Raw genomic sequence first — 19,299 nt, 5'->3', positions numbered from 1 at the left:
ACGTACCGAAGGTACTTAAGTTAGGCTGGTGATCGTGACATTCCAGCGGGCACGAACCGACGAACAGCGGGAGATCCGCCGGCGGGCCATCCTCGACACCGCATCGGCGATGCTCGACGAGATGCCGGTCGCCGCGGTCACCCTCAACGAACTCAGCCGCCGGGTCGGCCTGGCCAAACCCAACGTGCTGCGCTACTTCGAGTCCCGCGAGGCGGTACTCCTCGAACTGCTGGACCTCTTCCTGCGCGACTGGCTGACCGCGCTGGAGGGCGAGCTGGCCACCGGCGTCGACGAGAGCCGGCCGATGCCCGACCGGGCGACGGCGGTGGCCGGGATCCTCAGCCGCTCACTCTCCAGCCGGGTGGTGCTGTGCGATCTGTTCGGCGCGCAGGGCGGCGTCCTGGAACACAACGTCTCCGTCGAGGTGGTGGCCCGCTACAAACGCGCCTCCCTGCACCGGCTGACCACCATGACCGATCTGATCCACAAGTACCTTCCGGAGCTGGGCGAGAACGCCACCCTGTTCAGCCTGCAGACCATGGTGCTGGCCGGCGCGCTGTCCGCCTACAGCACTCCCCCGCCCAGCCTGCGGACCGCCTACCAGGCCGAACCCGAGCTGGCCCGCTTCCACATGCCCCTGGACGACTCCCTGCGGCTGGCCCTGACCGCGAGCCTGCTGGGCGTGCTACCCCGCGACTGACCCGTCGGCGGACAGGCGGGCGGGCAGGCCGAACGACGGGAAACGGTCGGCGTGGAAGGTGGTGATCTCGGTGACCACGCCGCCGGAGATCCGCAGCACGTCGAGGGTCAGCGGCAGGTAGGCGTTCTCCCGCTCGCGCCAGTGGTAGAAGGCGGTGGCCGGCTGACGGTTCGCCGTCGCCGGGACGGCTCGCAGGCCGGTGATCTGCGGGTAGCCTTCGGCGGTCCAGTCCCGGAGAACCGCGTCCCGGCCCAGGTGCAGGCCCGGGGTGGGCGGCATCGAACACCGGACGTCGTCACGCATCATCGCGGCCAGCGCCGGAATGTCGACGGCCACACTGGCGGCGGTGAATCGGCGTACCAGATCGCGGGTTTGATCGTCCTCGTCCCCACCGGTCCAGTCCTGGCGCTCGGCCGGCAGGTGCGCGCGCATGCCGGCGCGGGCCCGCTGCAGGGCGCTGTTGACCGAGTTGACCGTGTCGCCGAGCAGGTCGGCGACGTCCTTGGCGGGCCAGCCGAGCACATCCCGCAGGATCAGCACGGCCCGCGGGCGCGGGGCGAGATGCTGGACCGCGACCAGATACGCCAGTTCGATGGTCTCCCGGCTGACGGCCATCGTCTCCGGCTCGTCGGCGCCGGCCGCGGGCAGCTCGTCGAGCAGCCGGTCCGGGTACGGCTGCAGCCACGGCACCTCGCCGCCGCCGGCCGGTTCCGGGCGGTGCTTGGCGAGCAGGTCCAGGCAGGCGTTGGTGGCGATCCGGTACAGCCAGGCCCGGAACGTGGAGCGCCCGGCGTACGTCTCCCGGCGCCGCCAGGCCCGCAGGAACGTCTCCTGCACGGTGTCCTCGGCGTCCTCGAACGAGCCGAGCATCCGGTAGCAGTGCACGTGCAGCTCCCGGCGGTGCCGCTCGGCCATGCCGGTGAAGGCGGGTTCGGTCAGCGTGTCCATCTCGTCATCCTCACGTCTCGTCGGGTCCGTCGCCTGTATGACGGCGGCGGCCACGAGAACTCATCACCGGCCCGTGGGCGGGGCCAGGGCCACCACTGGGCACACCGGGGGATGCGACAGGAACGGGGTGCCGACGCCGGCCCCGCGCCGGGCGGGACGCCCCAGGGACCACACGCCGTGGCAGTAGCTGAGCTGTGTCAGGGTCAGCGGTTCCCTTCGCCGGCGCTTAGCCTGGCCGGGTCCGCACCGAACGTCGCTCCCATCCTCCTGGGAAAGGGAACGCCCTTACTCGCACACGTGATGACCGCCCCGTGTCTCCGCGACCGCAAGAGGACGAGAGATGGCCGGCCGATGTGATCCGCACCCGCTACGCGGTGAACCGTCGAGGCTGTCCGCCCGAGCTGAACAGCTGAGCTCCCGATGAACGGACAACTCTGCCTTGGATCCGGGCCGCGGGGCATGATGGGCGCATTCTCTTGATGAATGCCTGGGGGGCGCATGGGTGCGAAGTCCGCGGACGACATCTGGGGCGCCGAGTATGACTGGCTTGCCGGTGACCAGGATGGCCACGTAGCTCTGTTCACCACCGCGGGCGGTGGTTACCCGCCCGACGCGTTCTTGCTGGACACGGATGCCCACGCGAACGCGATCCGGGCCGTCTTGGCCGGCCCGGCCAGCACCTCGGCCCGCTTCGCGCCGCTGCCGGCGGCGCAGAACGAGAACACGTGGGAGTTGGTCGCGGAACGCGGACTGTACGCGTTCGACGCGGACATCGACGGCGGCCCCTATCGGCTGGTCGCCGCCCCGGAGTCCGCGATCGATGTCAGCCACCTGCCTGAGGCTGCCGTCGACGTGATCCGGGTCCTCACGTTTTCTCGGTTGCGGTTCGCGGGCCGGACGACGCTTTCCGAGCAGGACCTGCGGCGGGGACGCTGAGCCCGGCACGAACAGCGGTCACACGTCCGCATCCGCCGCCGCCCGTGCGCTTGATCCCGGATTGCGCGTGCTTCGTGGTCGACCCCGCCGACGGCCGGCTGACCAGCTGACACCTGGATGCCTGTGGACGGCCGTGTAGGGTTGCGGCGTTCGTGCGAGTTGATGTTCCAGTCCGACCTGTCTGGCGGCTCGCGGTGGTGATGCCGCTGGAGTTTCGCTGTGCGTACAGGTCGTGTTCTCCGGCTTCCCGGCGCCCTTCGGTTTTTTCTGCCCGCCTCGGTCGGGCGGATCGGGGCTGCCATGACCGGGCTCGGGGTGATGTGGGCGGTGCACGGGGCGTCCGGATCGTTCGGGGTGGCCGGGGCCGCCACCGGGGCGTTCGCTGTCGGCGAGGCGGTTGCCGGGCCGTGGGCCGGCCGACTGACCGACCGGTACGGGCAACGCCGCGTCGTCTCGATCACCGCCGGGATGTTCACCCTCGGCGGGGTGCTGCTCGTGGCCGCGTGCGCCCAGTCGATGACGGCGTCGGTGCTGGCCGGGCTGGCCGGGTGGGTCGGTGCGACGATACCGCCGATCGGAGCGCTGTCGGCGGCACGCTGGCGGGTGATCGCCGAACCGGAACCGGCCACCGCCCTGTCCCTGGACGGCGCGGTCAACGACGCCGCGTTCCTGATCGGGCCGGTGCTGGTCACGGGGCTGGGGGCGATGGTCGTACCGTGGGCGGGTCTGGCTCTGGCCCTGTGCCTGGTGTCGGCGGGGACCGCGGTGCTGCTCGGCGCCGGTACGGTTCTCACCGCCGGCTGTGCGCTGCTGGCCCTGGCACCCGGTGTGGTGGCGATGGCAGCCGGCACCCCCCGGAACGACGTGCGTTCGCCTATCCTGAGCCGGGGACGAGGTGTGGGTGGTGGACCGGGCTTTTCACGCGTACGGGCCGGCCGACACCGGCTATGACCTGCTGGATCGGCTCCGGACCGGGGATGCGGACTTCGTTCAGGACGCCGGGTGGCTACAGCCGTACACGTTTCTGTGGTCGGCGCTCTACTGCGGTGGGCGGATCACTCCGGCCACGTACCTCGGCCTGCGTTTCCTCGCCCCGGCGGTGGCCGCTGACGACTTCGGTGGCCCGGATCCGAGCCTGCGATGGGCCGTGCTGTGGTGGATCCGTGACGTCGCCCGTGCCGTCCTCGACCTGGGCGACGACCGTTCGGTGGCCGCCCACCGCGACGAGCCGGTGGTGCACGCCTGGCTCGACGAGCACCTGAGGCAGCAGCGGTCGATCTTCGACTGGGATGCCGGCGACGAGCCGGGCCGGGTGCTGCTCGCCGCCGCCCGGGTGGACTGCCACGACTATCTGCCCGCGACGTACCGACTGGTGTCGCCGCTGCTCGCCACCGACGCTCCGGAACGCCTGCGGTCGGCCGCCGCCGGTGCCGCCGCGGCCTTGGTGTCCCACCCGGACCTGCGCGGTCACCGGGATCAGGTGATCGCTTTCCATCGGGACGAAGCCACCGCCGGGACATCGGTGCACCGGGCCGGCATGCTGCTCGACCTCGGTGAACTGGGCGGCTCCACCCGGGACTGGCTGACCGACCCGCACCTGGGCGTCCGGGTCTGCGCCGCCCTCTCCCCCGGCCTGGCCACCGACCCGCAAGCCACCGCCGTGCTCCGGGCGGCCGACCCGGACGCGCTCGACCATGCCTTCGGCGACATGTTCCTGCACCAGCACGCCCGGCTGAGCCAGGTGGTCGCCGAGGCCCTGACGGATCCGCGACGGCCGATGACGACCAGCGGGCCTACCCGACCAGCTTGCGGTACGCCGCCCAGACCCGGTCCGGGTCCAGGCCGGCCGCGGCGATGTCCTGGTTGATGAAGCCGCTGGTCAGCTGGGTGCTGTTGGTGAGGGCGATGTACAGGTCGGCGGCCTTCTGGGCGTTGCCGGCCCGTTCGGCGGCCAGGAAGAACGCGGCGCCGATCTCGTAGTTGAACGTCGTCCGGTCCTGGTCCTCGGAGTAGAAGTCCTTGTTGACCGGGAAGCCCTTGGCGCCCCACTTGCTCATGTTGCGGCGTACGAAGGCGGCGCCCTGCTCTGCCGTGCCCGGCCGGGACTTGTGCTCGACGTAGCGGGCGAAGCCCTCGATGGCCCAGACCGGCTGGTCCATCCGGCCCTCGGTGCCGAAGTCGATGCTGTCCGGGGAGATCAGATGCGGGCCGAGCGCGTGGGTCATCTCGTGCACCATCACGGCCTCGGCGTGCGCCATGTCCTTGATCTTGGACATTCGCAGCATGATCCGGGCGCCGGCGGCACGGTCCAGATATCTCGGCTTCGTGCTCGACCCGAGCCCGGCACTGCGGTCACGCTGGGACGGGTAGCGCCCGCCGTCGTCGGCGACCATCTGCGGCAGGGTGGCCACCCCGATGGTGCTGCCCATCGGCGCGCGATGGTTGTCGAACCAGCTGCTGAACTGGCTGTCGTCGGCGAGGAAGACGATGAACCGGCTCGGGCTCTTCCGGCTCCGCCACAGTTCCTGGACCCGGCGGGCGGCACGTTCGGCGGCAGCCGTGTAGGCCTGCGGATCCCAGGCGCCGTCCTGGGCGGACACCACCGTCGCCCGCTCGCCGCGGACGGTGCGCAGCGCGACGTCGTCCCAGGCCGGGCTGCGGGCGGCGTCCTGGCCGACCGGCATCGGCTTCTCGTCGACACCCCCGATGGTGATCCTGTCGTCGGTGACGCTGACGTACCACCGGTAGTCGTTGGCCGAGCTGCGCACGTCCTCCGGCAGCCGCATCACCTGGGTGACCAGGATGTCGAACTCCAGGGGCGCCGCCTTGTACTCGTGCAGCGAGCTCTCCCCCGGCAGGATCCGGAAATGGGCCGGCTCCAGCCGGCGCAGGTTCTGGAACCGCATCCGCTCGTACGCGACGGTGTCCTCCCGCCGCGGGTCGACGTCGGCCAGCCAGCCGGCCTCGTCTCCGGACACCAGCGCCTGGGTACGCCGTTGGACCAGCTCGGTGAGCAGCCGAGTCCGCAACTGGTCCACCGCCGCCTGCTGCGAGGCCCCGACGATCGGCTGGGCCGCCAGCGACTCACCGTCGGCGTCGGACGTCACCACCACGGCCACCGCCACCGCGGCGATCAGCCCCACCGCGGCCACCACGCCGGGCCACCTCTTGTTCATGCGCATCCCCCGCTGCTCAAAACCGGGGGAGCATACCCGTGATCGTTACCGGACGCTGCCGGCGGCTGCCTCGGCGATGATCTCGGCCACCACCGCGGCCTGCGTGATGAACAGCGCGTGACTGCCCGGAACCTCGGTGACCGTCGCGCCGATGCGTTTGGCCATGTGCCGCAGCATCGCCTGGTCGAACGCCCGGTCCTCGGTGGCGATCACGGCCCAGCTCGGCCGGGTCCGCCAGGCGGCGTTGGTCAGCGCGGTACCGAACACCGACATGTCGACCGGCACCTGGCTGTCGCGCAGGAACGCGGCGTCGGCGTCGGTGGTGTCCGCCGCGAACCCGGCCTTGAACAGCTCCGGGTCGAGGAAACCGAACCCGTCGGCGCCGACGTCGATGACGAAGTCGGGCGTCGGGGCGAACCCCTCGTACTGCTGGGCGGTGGTCTCCCCGGCGTCGGGTGCCAGCGCCGACACGTACACCAGGCCGGCTACCTTCGGGTGCACACCCGCCTCGGTGATCACCGTGCCGCCCCACGAATGACCGACCAGGATCACCGGCCCGTCCTGCCGGTCGAGCACCCGGGTGGTCGCGGCCACGTCGTCGGCCAGCGAGGTGAGCGGGTTCTGCACGATCGTCACCCGGAAGCCCCGGGCGGTCAGCCGGTCGTGCACCCCGCGCCAGCCCGAGCCGTCGGCGAACGCGCCGTGCACCAGCACCACGTTCCTGATCTCCATCGATCTTTCCTCTCATCGGTCCGGCCGGCGTCGGCCCTCCCCGGGGGAGGGTCAGCGCCGGCGTCTGTCGAACAGGAGGACGTAGCCATGAGGGCTTGGTTCATCACCGGAGGCACGCCGGGCGGATTGGGTCCCGTCTGTGCGGGGTTCCCGGCCGGCGCTACGGTTCGATGATCAGCTCGGTGATCCGGTCACCGTCGAGGGTGAACCGGTAGTGCAGGTCGACGGTGCCGCCCGGGAAGTCGCCCGTCGACCCCGAGGGCGTGCGCGACCACCCAGGCACCGAGGCGACCGTAGGTGACGTCCATGTCGTCGTGTGACCCGGCGTGCACGGTGACCGCGATCTCCGCGGCGGGCAGTTCAAGGACCTGGATCCGGCCGTACGGTCGGGGCAGCCGCACCGGCCGGAACACCGTCATCGCCCCGGCCCCCTCACTGAACAGCTCGTTGGCGTAGAGCCCGCCCGGGGCGCCGTCCCGTTCCGCAGCCGGAAAGGCGGTGTCGAGTTCGTCCATCGCGGCGTCGAACCAGCCGATCGACTCCTCGACCCGCACGGACGGTGAGCTGATCGCCGCCACCGTCCGTGCGGGCACGGCCCGCAGCTCGACCCCGGGTTCCTCCGTCTCCGGCCGCAGCAGTCGCCGCAGCGAGACCACCGCCCGCCGGGTCCGGTCGAGCTCGGCCTCCAACCGCTCCAGGTGGCCGGCGATGAACCCGGCCCGCCGTTCCGGATCATCAGTGGCGATGATCGACTTGACGGCGGCGAGCGGCACGTCGAGCTGCCGGAGCCGGTGGATGACCTGAGCGGATGGGACGGCCGCCTCCGTCCACACCGGACGTGACCGACCGGCCGAAGTTCACCGGCCCGGACGCCCCGATCCGTACCGGGCAGCCGGTTCCGGCCGCGATCGGATCGACGGGCCGGCGCGGGCCGCGTCGCCGCGTGCCGCGATGCGGGATCTCGGCCGGCATCGACCGGGGAAAGATCGGACATCCGCCGGTGGGCGTTCGGGTGGGATCGGGAGCCGGGCAGATCGGCCACCGTTGAACCGCAACCAGGAGGGGGCGGTTAACGTTGGGCAGCATGACGACCTACTCCGGTCCGGCCAGGCTGACCCTCGCCGACGGCGCTCAAGTGCCCGGCATGGCCTCACTCAGCACCAATCAGCGCGGAGGCCTCGTGGGCTGGGGCGGCACCTTCCGCCCGGATCAGAACAGCGCGGACCTCCGCAACGCCGGTGAAGGGCTCTCCCTGGAGCTGCCGTACGACCAGATCGGGTCGGTGTCCGTCACCGGCGTCCGGAAACTGCTCGCGACACAGATCCTGATGACCCTCTCCGGGAGTGGGCCCGCACCGTTCTGATCCGCTCGCCGCGACGGTGACCATGCTGTGCGGCATGACAGCCGGGATGGCGTCGCGCCGCACACGGGTCGGTGACCCGGTGCGCCGCTGAGCTCGCGGGCGCCTCCTGTCGTCGTCGGTTCCCGAGTCCGGCCGACGACGACAGGAGAGACCCTCGCCGGCCATTACCACCCCGAACGGGCGGGCGGGCGATCTTCGCGGACCTGATGCCGATGATCGAGGCGCATTCTCGGGAACGGACCGTGGCCGGCGCCGGCGTGACCGAAACCGACCGCCCCGACCCGTTGCGGTCACGCCGCGAGCGGCATCACCCCGGCCGGCCTCCAGCAGCACCGGAACCGGCTGTCAGCCCTTGACGGGTGCTATGCGGTGAACGCGGTGAGGGACAGCGCCCGGTCGAACCGCCCGGCGGCCAGGTCGTCGCGGCGGATCAGGAACCGGGCCCGGTAGACGTCCTCCGGCACGAACTGGGCCAGCGTCACCCACTCCCGCATGATCCGCAGCGTCTCCCGCTCCAGTTCCGCGCCGCGCCTCCCGGGGCCGAGATTCCGCTCGGCCATCTCGACCTCCGGGGTGTGGGACATGTGCCTGGTCGCCAGCGCCCCGGTGCCCCAGGTGTATCCGCCGAGCTGGAGGGAGGCCCGGTTCTCCGGCCACAGCTTCCGGGCGAGGTCACACAGCTGCGCCAGGTGCGGCAGCCGCAGACCCAGGTGGTCGTCGTCCCCGGCCGGCGCCGCCGGCTCGTCGTCCTCGAACCATCTCGGCAACTCCGCGTGCACGGCTGCGGCGAGCCGCTGCTCCGCGCCGACGAACGACAGTCTCGTGTTGTAGAAGACCTCCTCGGGATGATCCGGTTTCTCGGCGCTCACCATCGGGGTGCCGGCCGGCACGTACACGACCCGCGCGTACTCCCTCTCGTCGTCCTTGTCCCACTCCTCGCGCTCGTCGAACGCCCGGTCGTGGTGCAGAAAGAAGAGCAGCGTGCCGTCGGCCGGCAGCGGCACGTCATCGACCCGGGGAAGAGCGGCACAGTCCAGGGAGGCGATGAACGGCAGCGGCATCGTGCCGTCACCGACCGGCCACGACATCCCCACAGGCAGCCGGGGCAGCCCACCCATCTGCCCGACGATCACCCCGTCGTAGCCGGGCCCCGTCCCGATGGCGAACCGCAGAAACCCGGCAAACGCCGCGATCTCCTCCTCCGGAATCCCCCGCTCGACAGCCGCCCTGTGGAATCGTTCTCGATGATCCATGACCGCGCATAGTGTCACATCAATGGATCGGTGTCCGGCGAGCACAGCACGTCATGACGCGAGCGGCGCACTTCCCGGCCGGCCGGGACCCGTGACGGTCACGGGCAACCGGCCGGCGCCGGGGCGGCGGCAGGCGCGGGGCGATGAGTGCCGACCGGGTGCCCACCGTGGTATGACGCGCTCCCGCGGGAACTGGTCGCCGGACCGCGCTGCCGGGCCCTTGACCGGCGCATTCGCCCGGCGGTCGCCGGGCGGTCCGGTGGGTCGCCCGGTTTGCGCGGACGAGACGGGACTACCCGATTTCGGTGGAGCCGCCGGGCGTACCCCCGGAAGGGTTTGCCGCTCCGTAGAGGGCCTGGTCGACGAGGCGTTCCACGATCGTGTCGTCCAGGGGGACCATCAGGACCAGCAGGCGGTGGTAGCAGGCGCCCCACAGCTGGTCGACGATGATGTGCAGGTCGGCTTCGGGGGTCAGCTGGCCCTGGTCGCGGGCGGTGGCCAGGCGGGCCCGGGCCAGTTCGCGGCGGGGGGTCGCGTAGTGGTGGGCCCAGGCCCGGGCCAGCTCCGGATCCAGCTGGGCGGCGCCGATCAACTCGGTGACGGTGCGGCCGGCGCCGGTCAGCCAGTGCACGAAAGACCGCAGTTGGGTGATCAGGTCGGTGCGGATGTCGCCGGTGTCGGGGAATTCCAGGACCGGCTGGCTCCGCGAGAAGTACGCCTCGGCCACCAGGGCGCCGGGCGTCGGCCACCACTTGTAGAGGGTCATCTTGCTGGAGCCGGCCTCCTTCGCCACCCGGTCGAAGGTGATCGCCTGGATGCCCTCCTCCAGCAGCAGGCGGCCGGTGGCTTCGAGGACGTTGGCGCGTACCTCGGCGGCCGGCCGGCGGCCCCTGCCTCGCCGGGCCGTCGTACTGTCCGTCATCGTGCCTCCGTCGCGGGTCTCAAGCGGCGCCGCCGTTCACGAAGATGGTCTGGCCGTTGACCCAGCGGGCCGGGCCGGCCAGGAAGGCGACCGCCTCGGCGATGTCGCCGGGCTCGCCCAGGCGCTGGAACGGGTTGTTGCCGGCGATCTGCTCGATCAGCTCGGGGCTCTTGCCGTCCAGGAACAGCGGGGTGGCGGTCGGGCCGGGCGCCACCGTGTTGACGGTGATGTCCTTACCGCGCAGCTCCCGGGCCAGGATGAGGCCGATCGCCTCGACGGCGGCTTTCGAGGCGGCGTACGCGCCGTACGCCGGAGGCTGCAGCCGGGTGATCGAGGTGGAGAAGTTGATGATGGCCCCGCCCGGGCGCAGCCGCTGGGCGGCGAGCTTGTCGACGACGAAGGTGCCGCGCACGTTGACCCGCTGGATCCGGTCGAAGACCGCCAGGTCGAGTTGTGCGAGCGGGGCCAGCGGCATGATGCCGGCGGTGTGCACGAGCACGTCGACGCCACCGAACTCGCGGGCCGCGGTGTCGAACAGCTCGGTCGCGGCGGTCTCGTCGGCGATGTCAGCACCGGCGGTGACGGCCCGGCCACCGGCGCCGGTGATGGCCCGGACGGTCTCCTCGGCGCGGTCCTTGTTGCCGTTGTAGTGCACGACGACGGCCATGCCGTCGCCGGCCAGGCGCAGGGCGCTGGCCCGCCCGATCCCGCCGGAGCCCCCGGTGACGATGGCGACGCGGTCGATGGTGCCGGTCATGGTGAACCCTCCCTTGATGTGGACTAGTTGTACATTAATGCTCCCGCTAGAAATGTACAACCCGTCCACATCACTGCCGGATGCCGAGCCACTGTTCCGCGCCCCAGGCGTGGAACCGCTCCACCTCGACGAACCCCAGCCTCGCCGCGAGCCGCATCGAACCGGCGTTCGCGGTCTGGGTGGCCAGCACCACCGGCTCACCGGGGAACCGGCCGTCGAACCAGCCGAGCGCCGCCGCGCACGCCTCGGCGGCGTACCCGCGGCCCCACACCCGCGGCAGGAACAGGTAACCGAGGTCGACCTTCCCGACCGCGGCCGGGCGGTGCCGGGACGCCCGCCGGAGCAGGATGTGGCCGATCATCGCCCCGTCCAGCTCGACGACGAAACTGCCGGGCCAGCTCTCCGGCACCTCGGGCGTCTCCCGTTCCAGCTCCTCGCGGGACCGGGCGCCACCGAGGTAGGTGTGCACCCGCGGCGAGGCGAGCAACTCGATGAAGGTCGCCCGGTCCCGCGCCTCGGACGCCCGGAGCACGAGCCGCTCGCTCCTGACCGGTTCCGGGGGCCACCCGGCAGATCCAAGACCATCCATCGGCGTACGGTACCCGGCCCCCGATGATCTCGAACGAATCCGGGAGTGGGGCGTACACCCCGGTATGACTGACGTCGAAACCGCGCCCGTGACCCGGCTCCACCGTGGCCTGATGGTCGTCGCGCCCGTGCTGCTGGTGCTGTATCTGCTGTTCCTGGCCGGGGTCGGGGCCGCCGTGAACGGTGGGCGGATCACGCTGGAGCTGGAGGCCGTGCTGTACTCGTGGCTGCCCGCTGTCGCGTTCGCGGTGCCGTCCTGGACCGGCCACCGGTGGCGGCGGTGCACCGAGCCGGAGGCACGGTACGAGCTGTTCCGCCGGGTCGTCGCCGAACTGGTGATCGGGCTGGTGCTGCTCGCCAGCTGCGTCGTGCACGTCATCGCGGCACCCGGCCTCTACTTCACCGTGCTGTGACGGCCGTCAAGCGCCACGGTGCCGGGGATGCGTCACCGGCCGGGATGATGCGACCCTGGGGTGATGGGCCGCGTCGTCATGAACCTCGCCATCGCCGCGATCCTGCTCGTGGCTCTGCTCCTCGCCGGGCTGGGGGTGGCGTCGGCACTGGGCATGGTCGAGATCAACTTCGCGTGATGGTGCGGTGCGGGGTTCGGTGCTCGCCACCGTCCCCGGCCCGGCCCACCGCCGGGACTATGCTCGGGCGGGTGTCGCTGACTCTTGACGAGGCTCGCCGGCGAGCCGCCCAGCTGTCCGGGGTGTCCTACGAGCTCGCGCTCGACGTGCGTGCCACGGAAGCCTTTCGCAGTGTGGTCACCGTGCGGTTCCACAGTGCCGGCGGCGACACGTTCCTCGAACTGCACCGGGCCGAGACGGTCACCATGACCGTCGACGGGGTGGGGGTGGATCCGGCGTACGACGGAAATCGGATCCTGCTCGATGGTCTCGCGGCCGGGCGGCACGAGGTGGTCGTCGACGCGCGGATGCGGTATGTGACCGACGGTGAAGGGCTGCACACCTTCACCGATCCGGTCGACGGCGAGCGGTATGTCGGGGCCTATCTCGGGCTGAACATCACCCAGCGGCTGTTCGCCTGCTTCGACCAGCTCGACCTCAAAGCGCCGATCACGGTCCGCGTCACCGCCGACCCCTCCTGGACGGTCCTGTCCAACGGCCGGGCCCTCGGCGACGGTGGATTCGCGACCACCCCGCCGATCCCCTGCGACCAGCTGACCGTGGTCGCCGGGCCGTACCATTCGGTGCGCTGGGAGTACGGCGGCCGGCCGATGGGCTGGCACGCCCGGCGCTCGCTGGCCGCCGCCCTGGACCGCGACGTCGGCGAGCTGCGCCGGATCACCGAGGCCTGCTACGACCACTACGCGGTGATCTTCACCGAGCCGTTCCCGTTCGACTCCTACGACCAGGTGTTCGTCCCCGACCTGAACTGGGGCGCCATGGAGAACCCCGGCTGCGTCACCGTCAACGAGTTCCTGCTCCCCCGCGAACGGGTCACCGACGACGACCGGCGGCGCCGCGCCATGGTGATCGCCCACGAGATGTCACACATGTGGTTCGCCGACCTGGTCTCGCCGGTGTGGTGGGAGGACGCCTGGCTCAACGAGTCGTTCGCCGACTACATGGGCTTCCAGGTGGCCGAGACCGGCGCCGGATATCCGGGCACACGAGTGTCGTTCGAGGCGCGGTTCAAGCCGGACTCCCTGATCGCCGATCGCCGCCGGTCCACCCACCCGGTCGCGCCGGCCGCCGGGGAAGTGCCCGACGTCGACACCGCGGCGACCATTTTCGATCAGATCTCGTACGGCAAGGGCAACGCCGTCATCCGCCAGCTCGTCACGTGGCTCGGTGAACGGGACTTCCTCGCCGGGGTCAACGCGCACCTGACCCGGCACCGGTTCGCCAACGCCACCCTGGACGATCTGCTGTCCGCGCTGGACGCGGCGTCACCCCGGGATGTGCGCGGGTGGGCGCGGGTGTGGCTGCGGCAGTCCGGTCACGACACCATCCGGGTCGCCCGCTCCGGGGACGTGCCGGTGCTGGTCCGGGACGGGATCCGGCCGCACCGGTTCACCGTGACGGCGTACACCCCGCAGCTCGTGCCGGCCGGTTCCCGCCTGGTCGACCTCGCCGATGAACCCCTCGAACTGCCGGAGTGGGCCGGGCTCGCCGTCGTCCCCAACGCTCACGGTGAGACGTTCGCCCGGATAGACCTGGACCCGATTTCGTACGAGGCCGTGTCGCACCACCTCGCCTCACTCCCCGATCCGCTGGTCCGTGCCAATCTGTGGTCGGCGGCCCTCGATCTGGATCTGCTCGCCCGTCAGCTGCCGCATGAGACGTCACCGACCCTGATCAGTGCGGCCCTCGACCGGACCCGGCGGCATCTGGTGCAGCGTGCGCTGCCGCCGCCGGAGGTGCCGGCCGCCCTGGCCGTGATCGCGGCGGCCTGCGCCGCGGACACCGAGCCGGACGAGCAGCGTGCGGTGGCCCTGGCCCACGGGCTGTCCTGGAGCACCTCCGACCAGGAGTTGCTGCGGCGCTGGCTGGACACCGGCGAGACCGCCGCCGGAGTGAGACTCGACCCGGAGCTGCGCTGGCCGGTGATCCACCGGCTGGCCGAGCTGGGCGGTCTGGACGCGGCGGGCATCGAGGCCGAACGCCGTCGCGACGGCACGGCGGCGGGTGATCTGGGTGCTGCCACGGCCTTGGCCGCACGCCCGTCGGCCGGGGCGAAGTCGGCGGCATGGGCCGAGATGTCCACCGATCCCACGATCTCGGTACGCCGGTTCCAGGCGCTGGCGGCCGGTCTGTGGTCGCTGTCGCAGCCCTCGTTGACCGGGCCGTACGTGGACGCGTACTTCGAGGCCGCCCCGTCTCTGGCCGAACGCGGTCAGGCCTTCGCGGCGGCGGTGGGCCGGGCGTTCCCGGCGTTCCCGCTGTCCGCCGAGCAGTCGGACCGGTTCCGGCAGGCCCTGGACGGCGAGGTCCCGACGGTCCTGAGGCGTCTCTGGTCAGACGAGTGGGACGACCGCTGGAGCCCTGCCGCGATCTGACCCGTACCGCCGTCGGCTTCCACATGATCCACGTCTTTGTACGAGTCCTCCGGAGGAGAGCTTGTCACCGTCACCGGCGTGGCACCATGGACGCTACCGGCTGCTGGAGGTCATCGGCGAGGGCGGCATGGGCCGGGTCCGGTCCGCGCCCGACGAGCTGCTCGGCCGCGAGGTGGCGGTCAAGGAGATGTTCACCCCGCGGGGCCTGACCGCCGCCGAGCGTGACGAGCTGCGCGATCGGGTGCTCCGGGAGGCTCGGGCGATCACCCGGGTCGACCATCCGAACGGGGTCCGGGTCATCGACGTGCTGCACGAGGGAGGCGAGCCGTGGATCGTGACGGAGCTGGTCGTCTCCGGCAGGCCCCGGATGGGCGAGGGGGGCGGTCAGAGTCCGCCCCAGAGCCGGCCGGTGGTGCCGGCGCACTCCCGGCCGTACGCGCGGACCAGGTCGTCCATCCGGTAGGCGCCGGCCCCGGCGGGCTCGATCAGGCGCTCGCGGGCCAGCAGTTCCAGCAGGGCACGGTCCCCCGTCGCCGGTGACCCCGCGGTGGCCGCCCGGACCGCCGTGGGGTCACCGGCCGCCCAGCGTGCCAGCAGGTCGAGTGCCGCCGGCCCGGCCGGGCGCCCGCGCACCGTGCGGCAGGCCGCGGCGAGTGCCGTGCGCATCGCGAGGTCGTCGGCTTGCAGCTCGTCCAGCCGGTGCCGCTCGTCGGTGAGCCGGGCGGTGAGCGCGGCGACCGGCCAGTCGGGGTGGGCGGCCAGCCGCGCCCCGGCGATGCGGAGCGCGAGCGGCAGGTGGTCGCAGAGGGTGGCCAGCTCGGGCAGCCCGGCGGTCCGGCCCGGGCCGGCGTAGCGGGCCAGCAGCGTCACCGCGTCCCCGGCGGGGAGACGGCCCACGCCCAGCCACCGGGTGATGTCCAGGGTGGGCAGCGCGGCACGGCTGGTGATCAGGACGGCCGCCCCGGCCAGCGCCCGCAGCAGAGGGCGGATCTGGGCGGCGTCCACCACGTTGTCGAGCACGACGACGGTGCGGCGCCCGCCGAGGGCGGCGGCCAGGTCGGCGAGGGCCGCGTCCGGCGTGGGCGGGGCGGCCGGCCCGCCCAGCGCCCGCAGCAGGTGGCCGGCCGCCTCGTCCGCCGGGACCGGGACGGCCGCCGGGTCGCCGGCGCCCAGATCCAGGTAGAGCTGCACGTCCGGGTGGTGTGCGGCCAGCCGCCACGCCGCCCGGACGGCGAGGGCGGACTTGCCCGATCCGGCCGGGCCGTGCAGGGCGACGATGCCCGGGGTCCGCAGCGTCGTGGTGACGGCGTCCAGTTCGCGGTCGCGGCCGGCCAGTTCGGGTTCCGGAGGCAGCATGCGCACCACGCGGGGCGCCGAGGGGCGGGCCGGTTCCGGCGGGTTCGCCGTCAGCCGGCGCAGCAGCCGCTGCAGCGCCGGGCCCGGGGCCACCCCCAGCTCACCCATGAGGGCGGCGCGGGCCTGACCGTACGCCTGCAGCGCGCCGGCCCGGTCGCCGAGGCCGGCGAGCGCCGTGATCAGGTGCTGCCACGCGACTTCGCGGGTGGGTTGTTCGACGAGCAGCGGCCGCAGGCAGCCGGCGGCCTCCTCGTTGCGGCCGGTCGCCAGATAGGCCTGGGCCAGTTGCTCCACCGCGGTCCGCCGGGCCTGGTCGAGAGCGTCCAGGTGCCGGCCGACCGGGCCCTGCCGGGGGATGCCGTCGGCGGCCGGGCCGGACCACAGCCGCAGCGCCGCCGACAGCACGTCGGCCGCCTCGCCGCTGCGGCCGGCCCGCAGGGCGGTGTTCGCCCGGGCGAGCAGGGCCTCCCACCGGTGCAGGTCGACCTCGTCCGGCTCGACACGCAGGGCGTAGCCGCCGGCCACACCGGTCAGCCGGCTGCCGTGCCGCCCGAGCGCCTGGCGCAGCCGAGCGGCGTACGTGCGCAGGTTGGCCCGTGCCGACACCGGTGGCTCGTCCTCCCAGAGCGCGGTGACCAGCCGGTCGGCCGGCAGTGGCCGCCCGTTGCCGAGCAGCAGGGCGACGAGCATGGTCCGGGGACGGCCGGGCGGGACGGGATCGCCGCCGGCGGCCACTCCCAGCGGGCCGAGCAGCCGGAAGGCCGGCCGTCCCGGCGTCAGTACGTCTGTGGTCACCACACGCTCCCCGGCTTGATCCATCGGCTTGCGACTATCCGGTGATCTCGCACACGAAGCAGCGGATTCCGACCGATCCCGACGGTTTCCCGACTGCAAGGCCCGCCTTTGTCCACATTTGACGGTCCCCCGGGCGCTGTGGGGAGAGTTATATCGATCGCTACTGTGAACACCGTTGACGATCATCCGCCGAGAAGGGTCCTCGATGCCGCCGCCCGACCCGGCCCCCGCCGCGACGCTGGACGATCTGGTCGATCGACTACGGCAACTGCGCTCCTGGGCCGGCGACCCCTCGTACGAGGTGATCAAAGGCCGGGTCAACGCGGCCTGGACCGGGGCGGGCCGGCCGGCGACCGAACTGGTCGGGCGGACCACTGTGCTGGACTGCTTCCGGCCCGGCCGCCGCCGGCTCAACACCGACCTGGTGCTCGCGATCGTCCGGGCGCTGTGCCCCGACGACCAGTACCTGACGCGCTGGCGGGAGACGCTGCGCGCGGTGTCCGTGGGGACCCGGGCCGAACTGCGGGTCACCGTTCGCGACGTGCTGCCCCCGCCGGCGCCGCGCTTCCGGGGCCGCGCCGCCGAACTGGACCGGCTGCGCCGGGCCCACGGGCGCGGCGAGCGTGTGCTGGCCGTCTCCGGGATGGCCGGCGTCGGCAAGACCACACTCGCGGTCCGGGCCGCACACGACTTCGCCGCCGGCCACACGTTCGACCGCACACTCTTCGCCGATCTGCGCGGCTTCCACCCCGACCCGGCGCAGGGACCCGCCCAGCCGGCGGCGGTGCTGGAGGCGTTCCTGCGGCTGCTGGACGTGCCGGCGGCGCAGGTGCCGCACGATCCCACCGAGCGGGCGGCCATGTGGCAGCGCCTCTGCGAGCGGAACCGGCTGCTGGTCGTGCTGGACAACGTCGCCGGCGAGGAGCAGGCCACCGCCCTGCTCGCCACCGCCCCGGGCTGCCTCACCCTGGTCACCAGCCGCCGGCGACTCGCCGGGCTGCCCGGCCTGCCGCTGGACGTCTTCCCGGCAGCCGAGGCGCACCGGTGGCTGAGCGACGCGGTGCGGGAGACACCCATCGGCCCGGACCCGCGGGCCGTCGCCCGCATCGCACACCGCTGCGGGCACCTGCCACTCGCGCTCGCCCTGGTCGCCGGGCACATCCGGGGCACCACCGGCTGGACGCTGACCGACCACGCCGACCGGCTGGACGAACGGCACGCCGGCCGGCGACTGGACACCGGAGTCACGCACGCGCTGGACCTGTCCTACCGGAGTCTGCCGGCCGAGGAGCAGCGCGTGCTGCGGCTGCTGGCCCTGCATCCGGGCGCGGACGCCGACGCGTACGCGGCAGCCGCCCTGACCGGCGCGGGCGTGACCGAGTCCCGGCGGCGGTTGCGCCGGCTCGCCCGCGACCACCTGCTGCTGTCCGCGCCGGGTGGGCGCTTCGGCTTCCACGACCTGGTCCGGGCGTACGCGATGGGCCGCGCCGGCGACGAGGAGCCACCGTCGGCTCAGCGTGCCGCGACGGCCGCCCTGTGCGGCTACTACCTGGCCACGGCGACCGCCGCGATGGACGTGCTGTTCCCGGCGGAGGCGCGTGGCCGGCCCCGGGTCGCCGTGCCGGCCACGCCCGTGCCCCGCCTCGCCACGCCGGAGGCGGCCAAGGCGTGGCTGACCGCCGAACGGCCCTCCCTGGTGGCGCTCAGCGGGCACCCCCCGGCCGGTGACCGGGTGCCGGTCCAGCTGTCGGCGGTGCTCTTCCGGTTCCTCGACGGCGGCCACCACACCGACGCGCTCACCGTGCACGGCAACGCCTGCGCGGCCGCGGAACGGCTCGGCGACCCGGCGGCACACGCCCATGCCCTGACCAGCATCGGCACCGTGCACGGTCAGCTGGGCCGGTTCGTGCTGGCCGGCGAGCAGTTCCGGCGGGCGCTGCCGCTGTTCGAACAGGCCGGTGACCTGCTCGGCCAGGCCCGGACGCTCAACAACCTCGGCAACGTCGACACCGGTCTGGGCCGCTACGACCCGGCGCTGGAGCTGCTGGAACGCTCGCTGACGGTCAGCAGGGCGGCCGATGATCCGGCGAGCATCGCGCGGGCGCTGGGCAACCTGGGCAACGTCGAGGTGAAGCTGGGCCGTTACGGACCGGCGGTCGGCCACCTCCGGGAGGTGATCGAGCTGTGCCGGGGCAGCGGGGACCGCACCAGCGAGGCCCGGGCGCTGACGAACCTCGGCATCGCCAAGACCTGGCTGGGCCGCTACCCGGAGGCGGCGGGTCACCTGCGCCGCTCCGCGCTGCTGTTCGACCGGCTCGGCAACCGCACCGGCCAGGCCTGGGCCCTGACCGGGCTGGGCCGGATGCACATCCACGAGGGCGAGCCGGCGCACGCCGGGGAGGTGCTCCAGCGGGCGCTGACCATGTTCCGGGAGACCGGCGACCGCGAGGGCGAGACCGCCTCGATCAACGGTCTCGGCCGTGCGGCCACCGCCCGCGGCGAGCCGGCCGACGCGGTGCCGCTGCACGAGGCGGCGATCGCCATCAGCGCCGAGACCGGTGACCGGTACGGCGCCGCGCAGGCCCGCGACGGCCTGGGCGACGCGTTCCGGGCACTCGCTGATCCGGCGGCCGCCGCCGGCCACTACCGGCGGGCACTGGCCATCTTCACCGAGCTGGGGGTGCCGGAGGCCGGGCTGGTCCGCGGCGCGCTGGCCGCGCTGGCGGAGCCGTGACGGCGGGCCGCCCG

The 19,299-nt window shown here is 72.7% G+C and carries 18 protein-coding genes; 9 read left to right on the top strand and 9 right to left on the bottom strand.

Annotated features, from left to right (window positions below):
• Positions 1–28 precede the first annotated feature (28 nt).
• Positions 29–700 carry a TetR/AcrR family transcriptional regulator gene (locus ACQ0O7_RS26585; protein WP_430785433.1) on the top strand — a complete coding sequence of 224 codons (672 nt, stop codon included), beginning with the start codon at positions 29–31 and terminating at the stop codon, positions 698–700.
• On the opposite strand, the gene ACQ0O7_RS26580 is transcribed toward ACQ0O7_RS26585, so the two are convergent.
• The gene (locus tag ACQ0O7_RS26580) at positions 686–1,687 is read right to left on the bottom strand and encodes an RNA polymerase subunit sigma-70 (RefSeq protein WP_430785649.1); all 1,002 of its coding nucleotides are present in this window, start codon (positions 1,685–1,687) and stop codon (positions 686–688) included. The two genes, ACQ0O7_RS26585 and ACQ0O7_RS26580, sit on opposite strands and share 15 nt — an antisense overlap.
• 459 nt (positions 1,688–2,146) lie before the next feature.
• Between ACQ0O7_RS26580 and ACQ0O7_RS26575 the strand changes: the two genes are divergently transcribed.
• From ACQ0O7_RS26575 to ACQ0O7_RS26565, 3 genes are all read left to right on the top strand, one after another.
• Complete coding sequence (locus ACQ0O7_RS26575; protein ID WP_430785431.1) at positions 2,147–2,584, top strand: hypothetical protein; 438 nt, start codon at positions 2,147–2,149, stop codon at positions 2,582–2,584.
• Positions 2,585–2,884: 300 nt separating this feature from the next.
• The gene (locus ACQ0O7_RS26570; RefSeq protein WP_430785429.1) at positions 2,885–3,535 is read left to right on the top strand and encodes an MFS transporter; all 651 of its coding nucleotides are present in this window, start codon (positions 2,885–2,887) and stop codon (positions 3,533–3,535) included.
• Positions 3,489–4,451: a hypothetical protein gene (locus ACQ0O7_RS26565; RefSeq protein ID WP_430785427.1), complete on the top strand. Its 963-nt coding sequence runs from the start codon at positions 3,489–3,491 to the stop codon at positions 4,449–4,451. The genes ACQ0O7_RS26570 and ACQ0O7_RS26565 overlap by 47 nt, the downstream gene beginning before the upstream one ends.
• On the opposite strand, the gene ACQ0O7_RS26560 is transcribed toward ACQ0O7_RS26565, so the two are convergent.
• The 3 genes from ACQ0O7_RS26560 to ACQ0O7_RS26550 form a co-directional block, all read right to left on the bottom strand.
• On the bottom strand, positions 4,378–5,760 hold the full coding sequence (locus tag ACQ0O7_RS26560) for a hypothetical protein (RefSeq protein ID WP_430785425.1): 1,383 nt from the start codon (positions 5,758–5,760) through the stop codon (positions 4,378–4,380). The genes ACQ0O7_RS26565 and ACQ0O7_RS26560 overlap by 74 nt on opposite strands.
• A gap of 45 nt (positions 5,761–5,805) precedes the next feature.
• Positions 5,806–6,492: an alpha/beta fold hydrolase gene (locus ACQ0O7_RS26555; RefSeq protein ID WP_430785423.1), complete on the bottom strand. Its 687-nt coding sequence runs from the start codon at positions 6,490–6,492 to the stop codon at positions 5,806–5,808.
• A gap of 191 nt (positions 6,493–6,683) precedes the next feature.
• Positions 6,684–7,325, bottom strand: a complete 642-nt coding sequence (locus ACQ0O7_RS26550; protein ID WP_430785421.1) for a MerR family transcriptional regulator — start codon at positions 7,323–7,325, stop codon at positions 6,684–6,686.
• 251 nt (positions 7,326–7,576) lie between these two features.
• On the opposite strand from ACQ0O7_RS26550, the gene ACQ0O7_RS26545 reads away from it, so the two are divergent.
• A complete protein-coding gene (locus ACQ0O7_RS26545; RefSeq protein WP_430785419.1) occupies positions 7,577–7,855 on the top strand; it encodes a hypothetical protein in 279 nt (92 codons plus the stop codon).
• A gap of 362 nt (positions 7,856–8,217) precedes the next feature.
• Here the strand turns inward: ACQ0O7_RS26545 and ACQ0O7_RS26540 are convergent, their stop codons facing one another.
• The 4 genes from ACQ0O7_RS26540 to ACQ0O7_RS26525 form a co-directional block, all read right to left on the bottom strand.
• The gene (locus ACQ0O7_RS26540; RefSeq protein WP_430785417.1) at positions 8,218–9,108 is read right to left on the bottom strand and encodes a DUF1963 domain-containing protein; all 891 of its coding nucleotides are present in this window, start codon (positions 9,106–9,108) and stop codon (positions 8,218–8,220) included.
• A gap of 292 nt (positions 9,109–9,400) precedes the next feature.
• Positions 9,401–10,030: a TetR/AcrR family transcriptional regulator gene (locus ACQ0O7_RS26535; protein WP_430785415.1), complete on the bottom strand. Its 630-nt coding sequence runs from the start codon at positions 10,028–10,030 to the stop codon at positions 9,401–9,403.
• Between the two features lie 19 nt (positions 10,031–10,049).
• Entirely contained in the window at positions 10,050–10,787 is a 738-nt protein-coding gene (locus ACQ0O7_RS26530; RefSeq protein ID WP_430785413.1) for an SDR family oxidoreductase, read from the bottom strand.
• A gap of 70 nt (positions 10,788–10,857) precedes the next feature.
• A complete protein-coding gene (locus ACQ0O7_RS26525; RefSeq protein ID WP_430785411.1) occupies positions 10,858–11,319 on the bottom strand; it encodes a GNAT family N-acetyltransferase in 462 nt (153 codons plus the stop codon).
• 169 nt (positions 11,320–11,488) lie between these two features.
• Here ACQ0O7_RS26525 and ACQ0O7_RS26520 point away from each other — a divergent pair, with 169 nt between their 5' ends.
• From ACQ0O7_RS26520 to ACQ0O7_RS26510, 3 genes are all read left to right on the top strand, one after another.
• Positions 11,489–11,788, top strand: coding sequence for a hypothetical protein (locus tag ACQ0O7_RS26520; protein ID WP_430785409.1), 300 nt, complete (start codon positions 11,489–11,491; stop codon positions 11,786–11,788).
• A gap of 248 nt (positions 11,789–12,036) precedes the next feature.
• Entirely contained in the window at positions 12,037–14,400 is a 2,364-nt protein-coding gene (pepN, locus tag ACQ0O7_RS26515) for an aminopeptidase N (protein WP_430785407.1), read from the top strand.
• 61 nt (positions 14,401–14,461) lie between these two features.
• Positions 14,462–14,863, top strand: coding sequence for a protein kinase domain-containing protein (locus ACQ0O7_RS26510; RefSeq protein WP_430785405.1), 402 nt, complete (start codon positions 14,462–14,464; stop codon positions 14,861–14,863).
• Here the strand turns inward: ACQ0O7_RS26510 and ACQ0O7_RS26505 are convergent.
• Positions 14,785–16,551, bottom strand: a complete 1,767-nt coding sequence (locus ACQ0O7_RS26505; protein ID WP_430785403.1) for a BTAD domain-containing putative transcriptional regulator — start codon at positions 16,549–16,551, stop codon at positions 14,785–14,787. The two genes, ACQ0O7_RS26510 and ACQ0O7_RS26505, sit on opposite strands and share 79 nt — an antisense overlap.
• Positions 16,552–16,756: 205 nt before the next feature.
• On the opposite strand from ACQ0O7_RS26505, the gene ACQ0O7_RS26500 reads away from it, so the two are divergent.
• Positions 16,757–19,285, top strand: coding sequence for a tetratricopeptide repeat protein (locus tag ACQ0O7_RS26500; RefSeq protein ID WP_430785401.1), 2,529 nt, complete (start codon positions 16,757–16,759; stop codon positions 19,283–19,285).
• The last annotated feature ends 14 nt before the right edge of the window (positions 19,286–19,299 follow it).

Source organism: Actinoplanes sp. G11-F43, from assembly GCF_050589265.1.
In the GTDB taxonomy this organism is placed as follows: domain Bacteria; phylum Actinomycetota; class Actinomycetes; order Mycobacteriales; family Micromonosporaceae; genus Actinoplanes.
The sequence above is the reverse complement of the archived record's forward strand: the minus strand, read 5'-3'. Positions and strand labels throughout refer to the sequence as shown.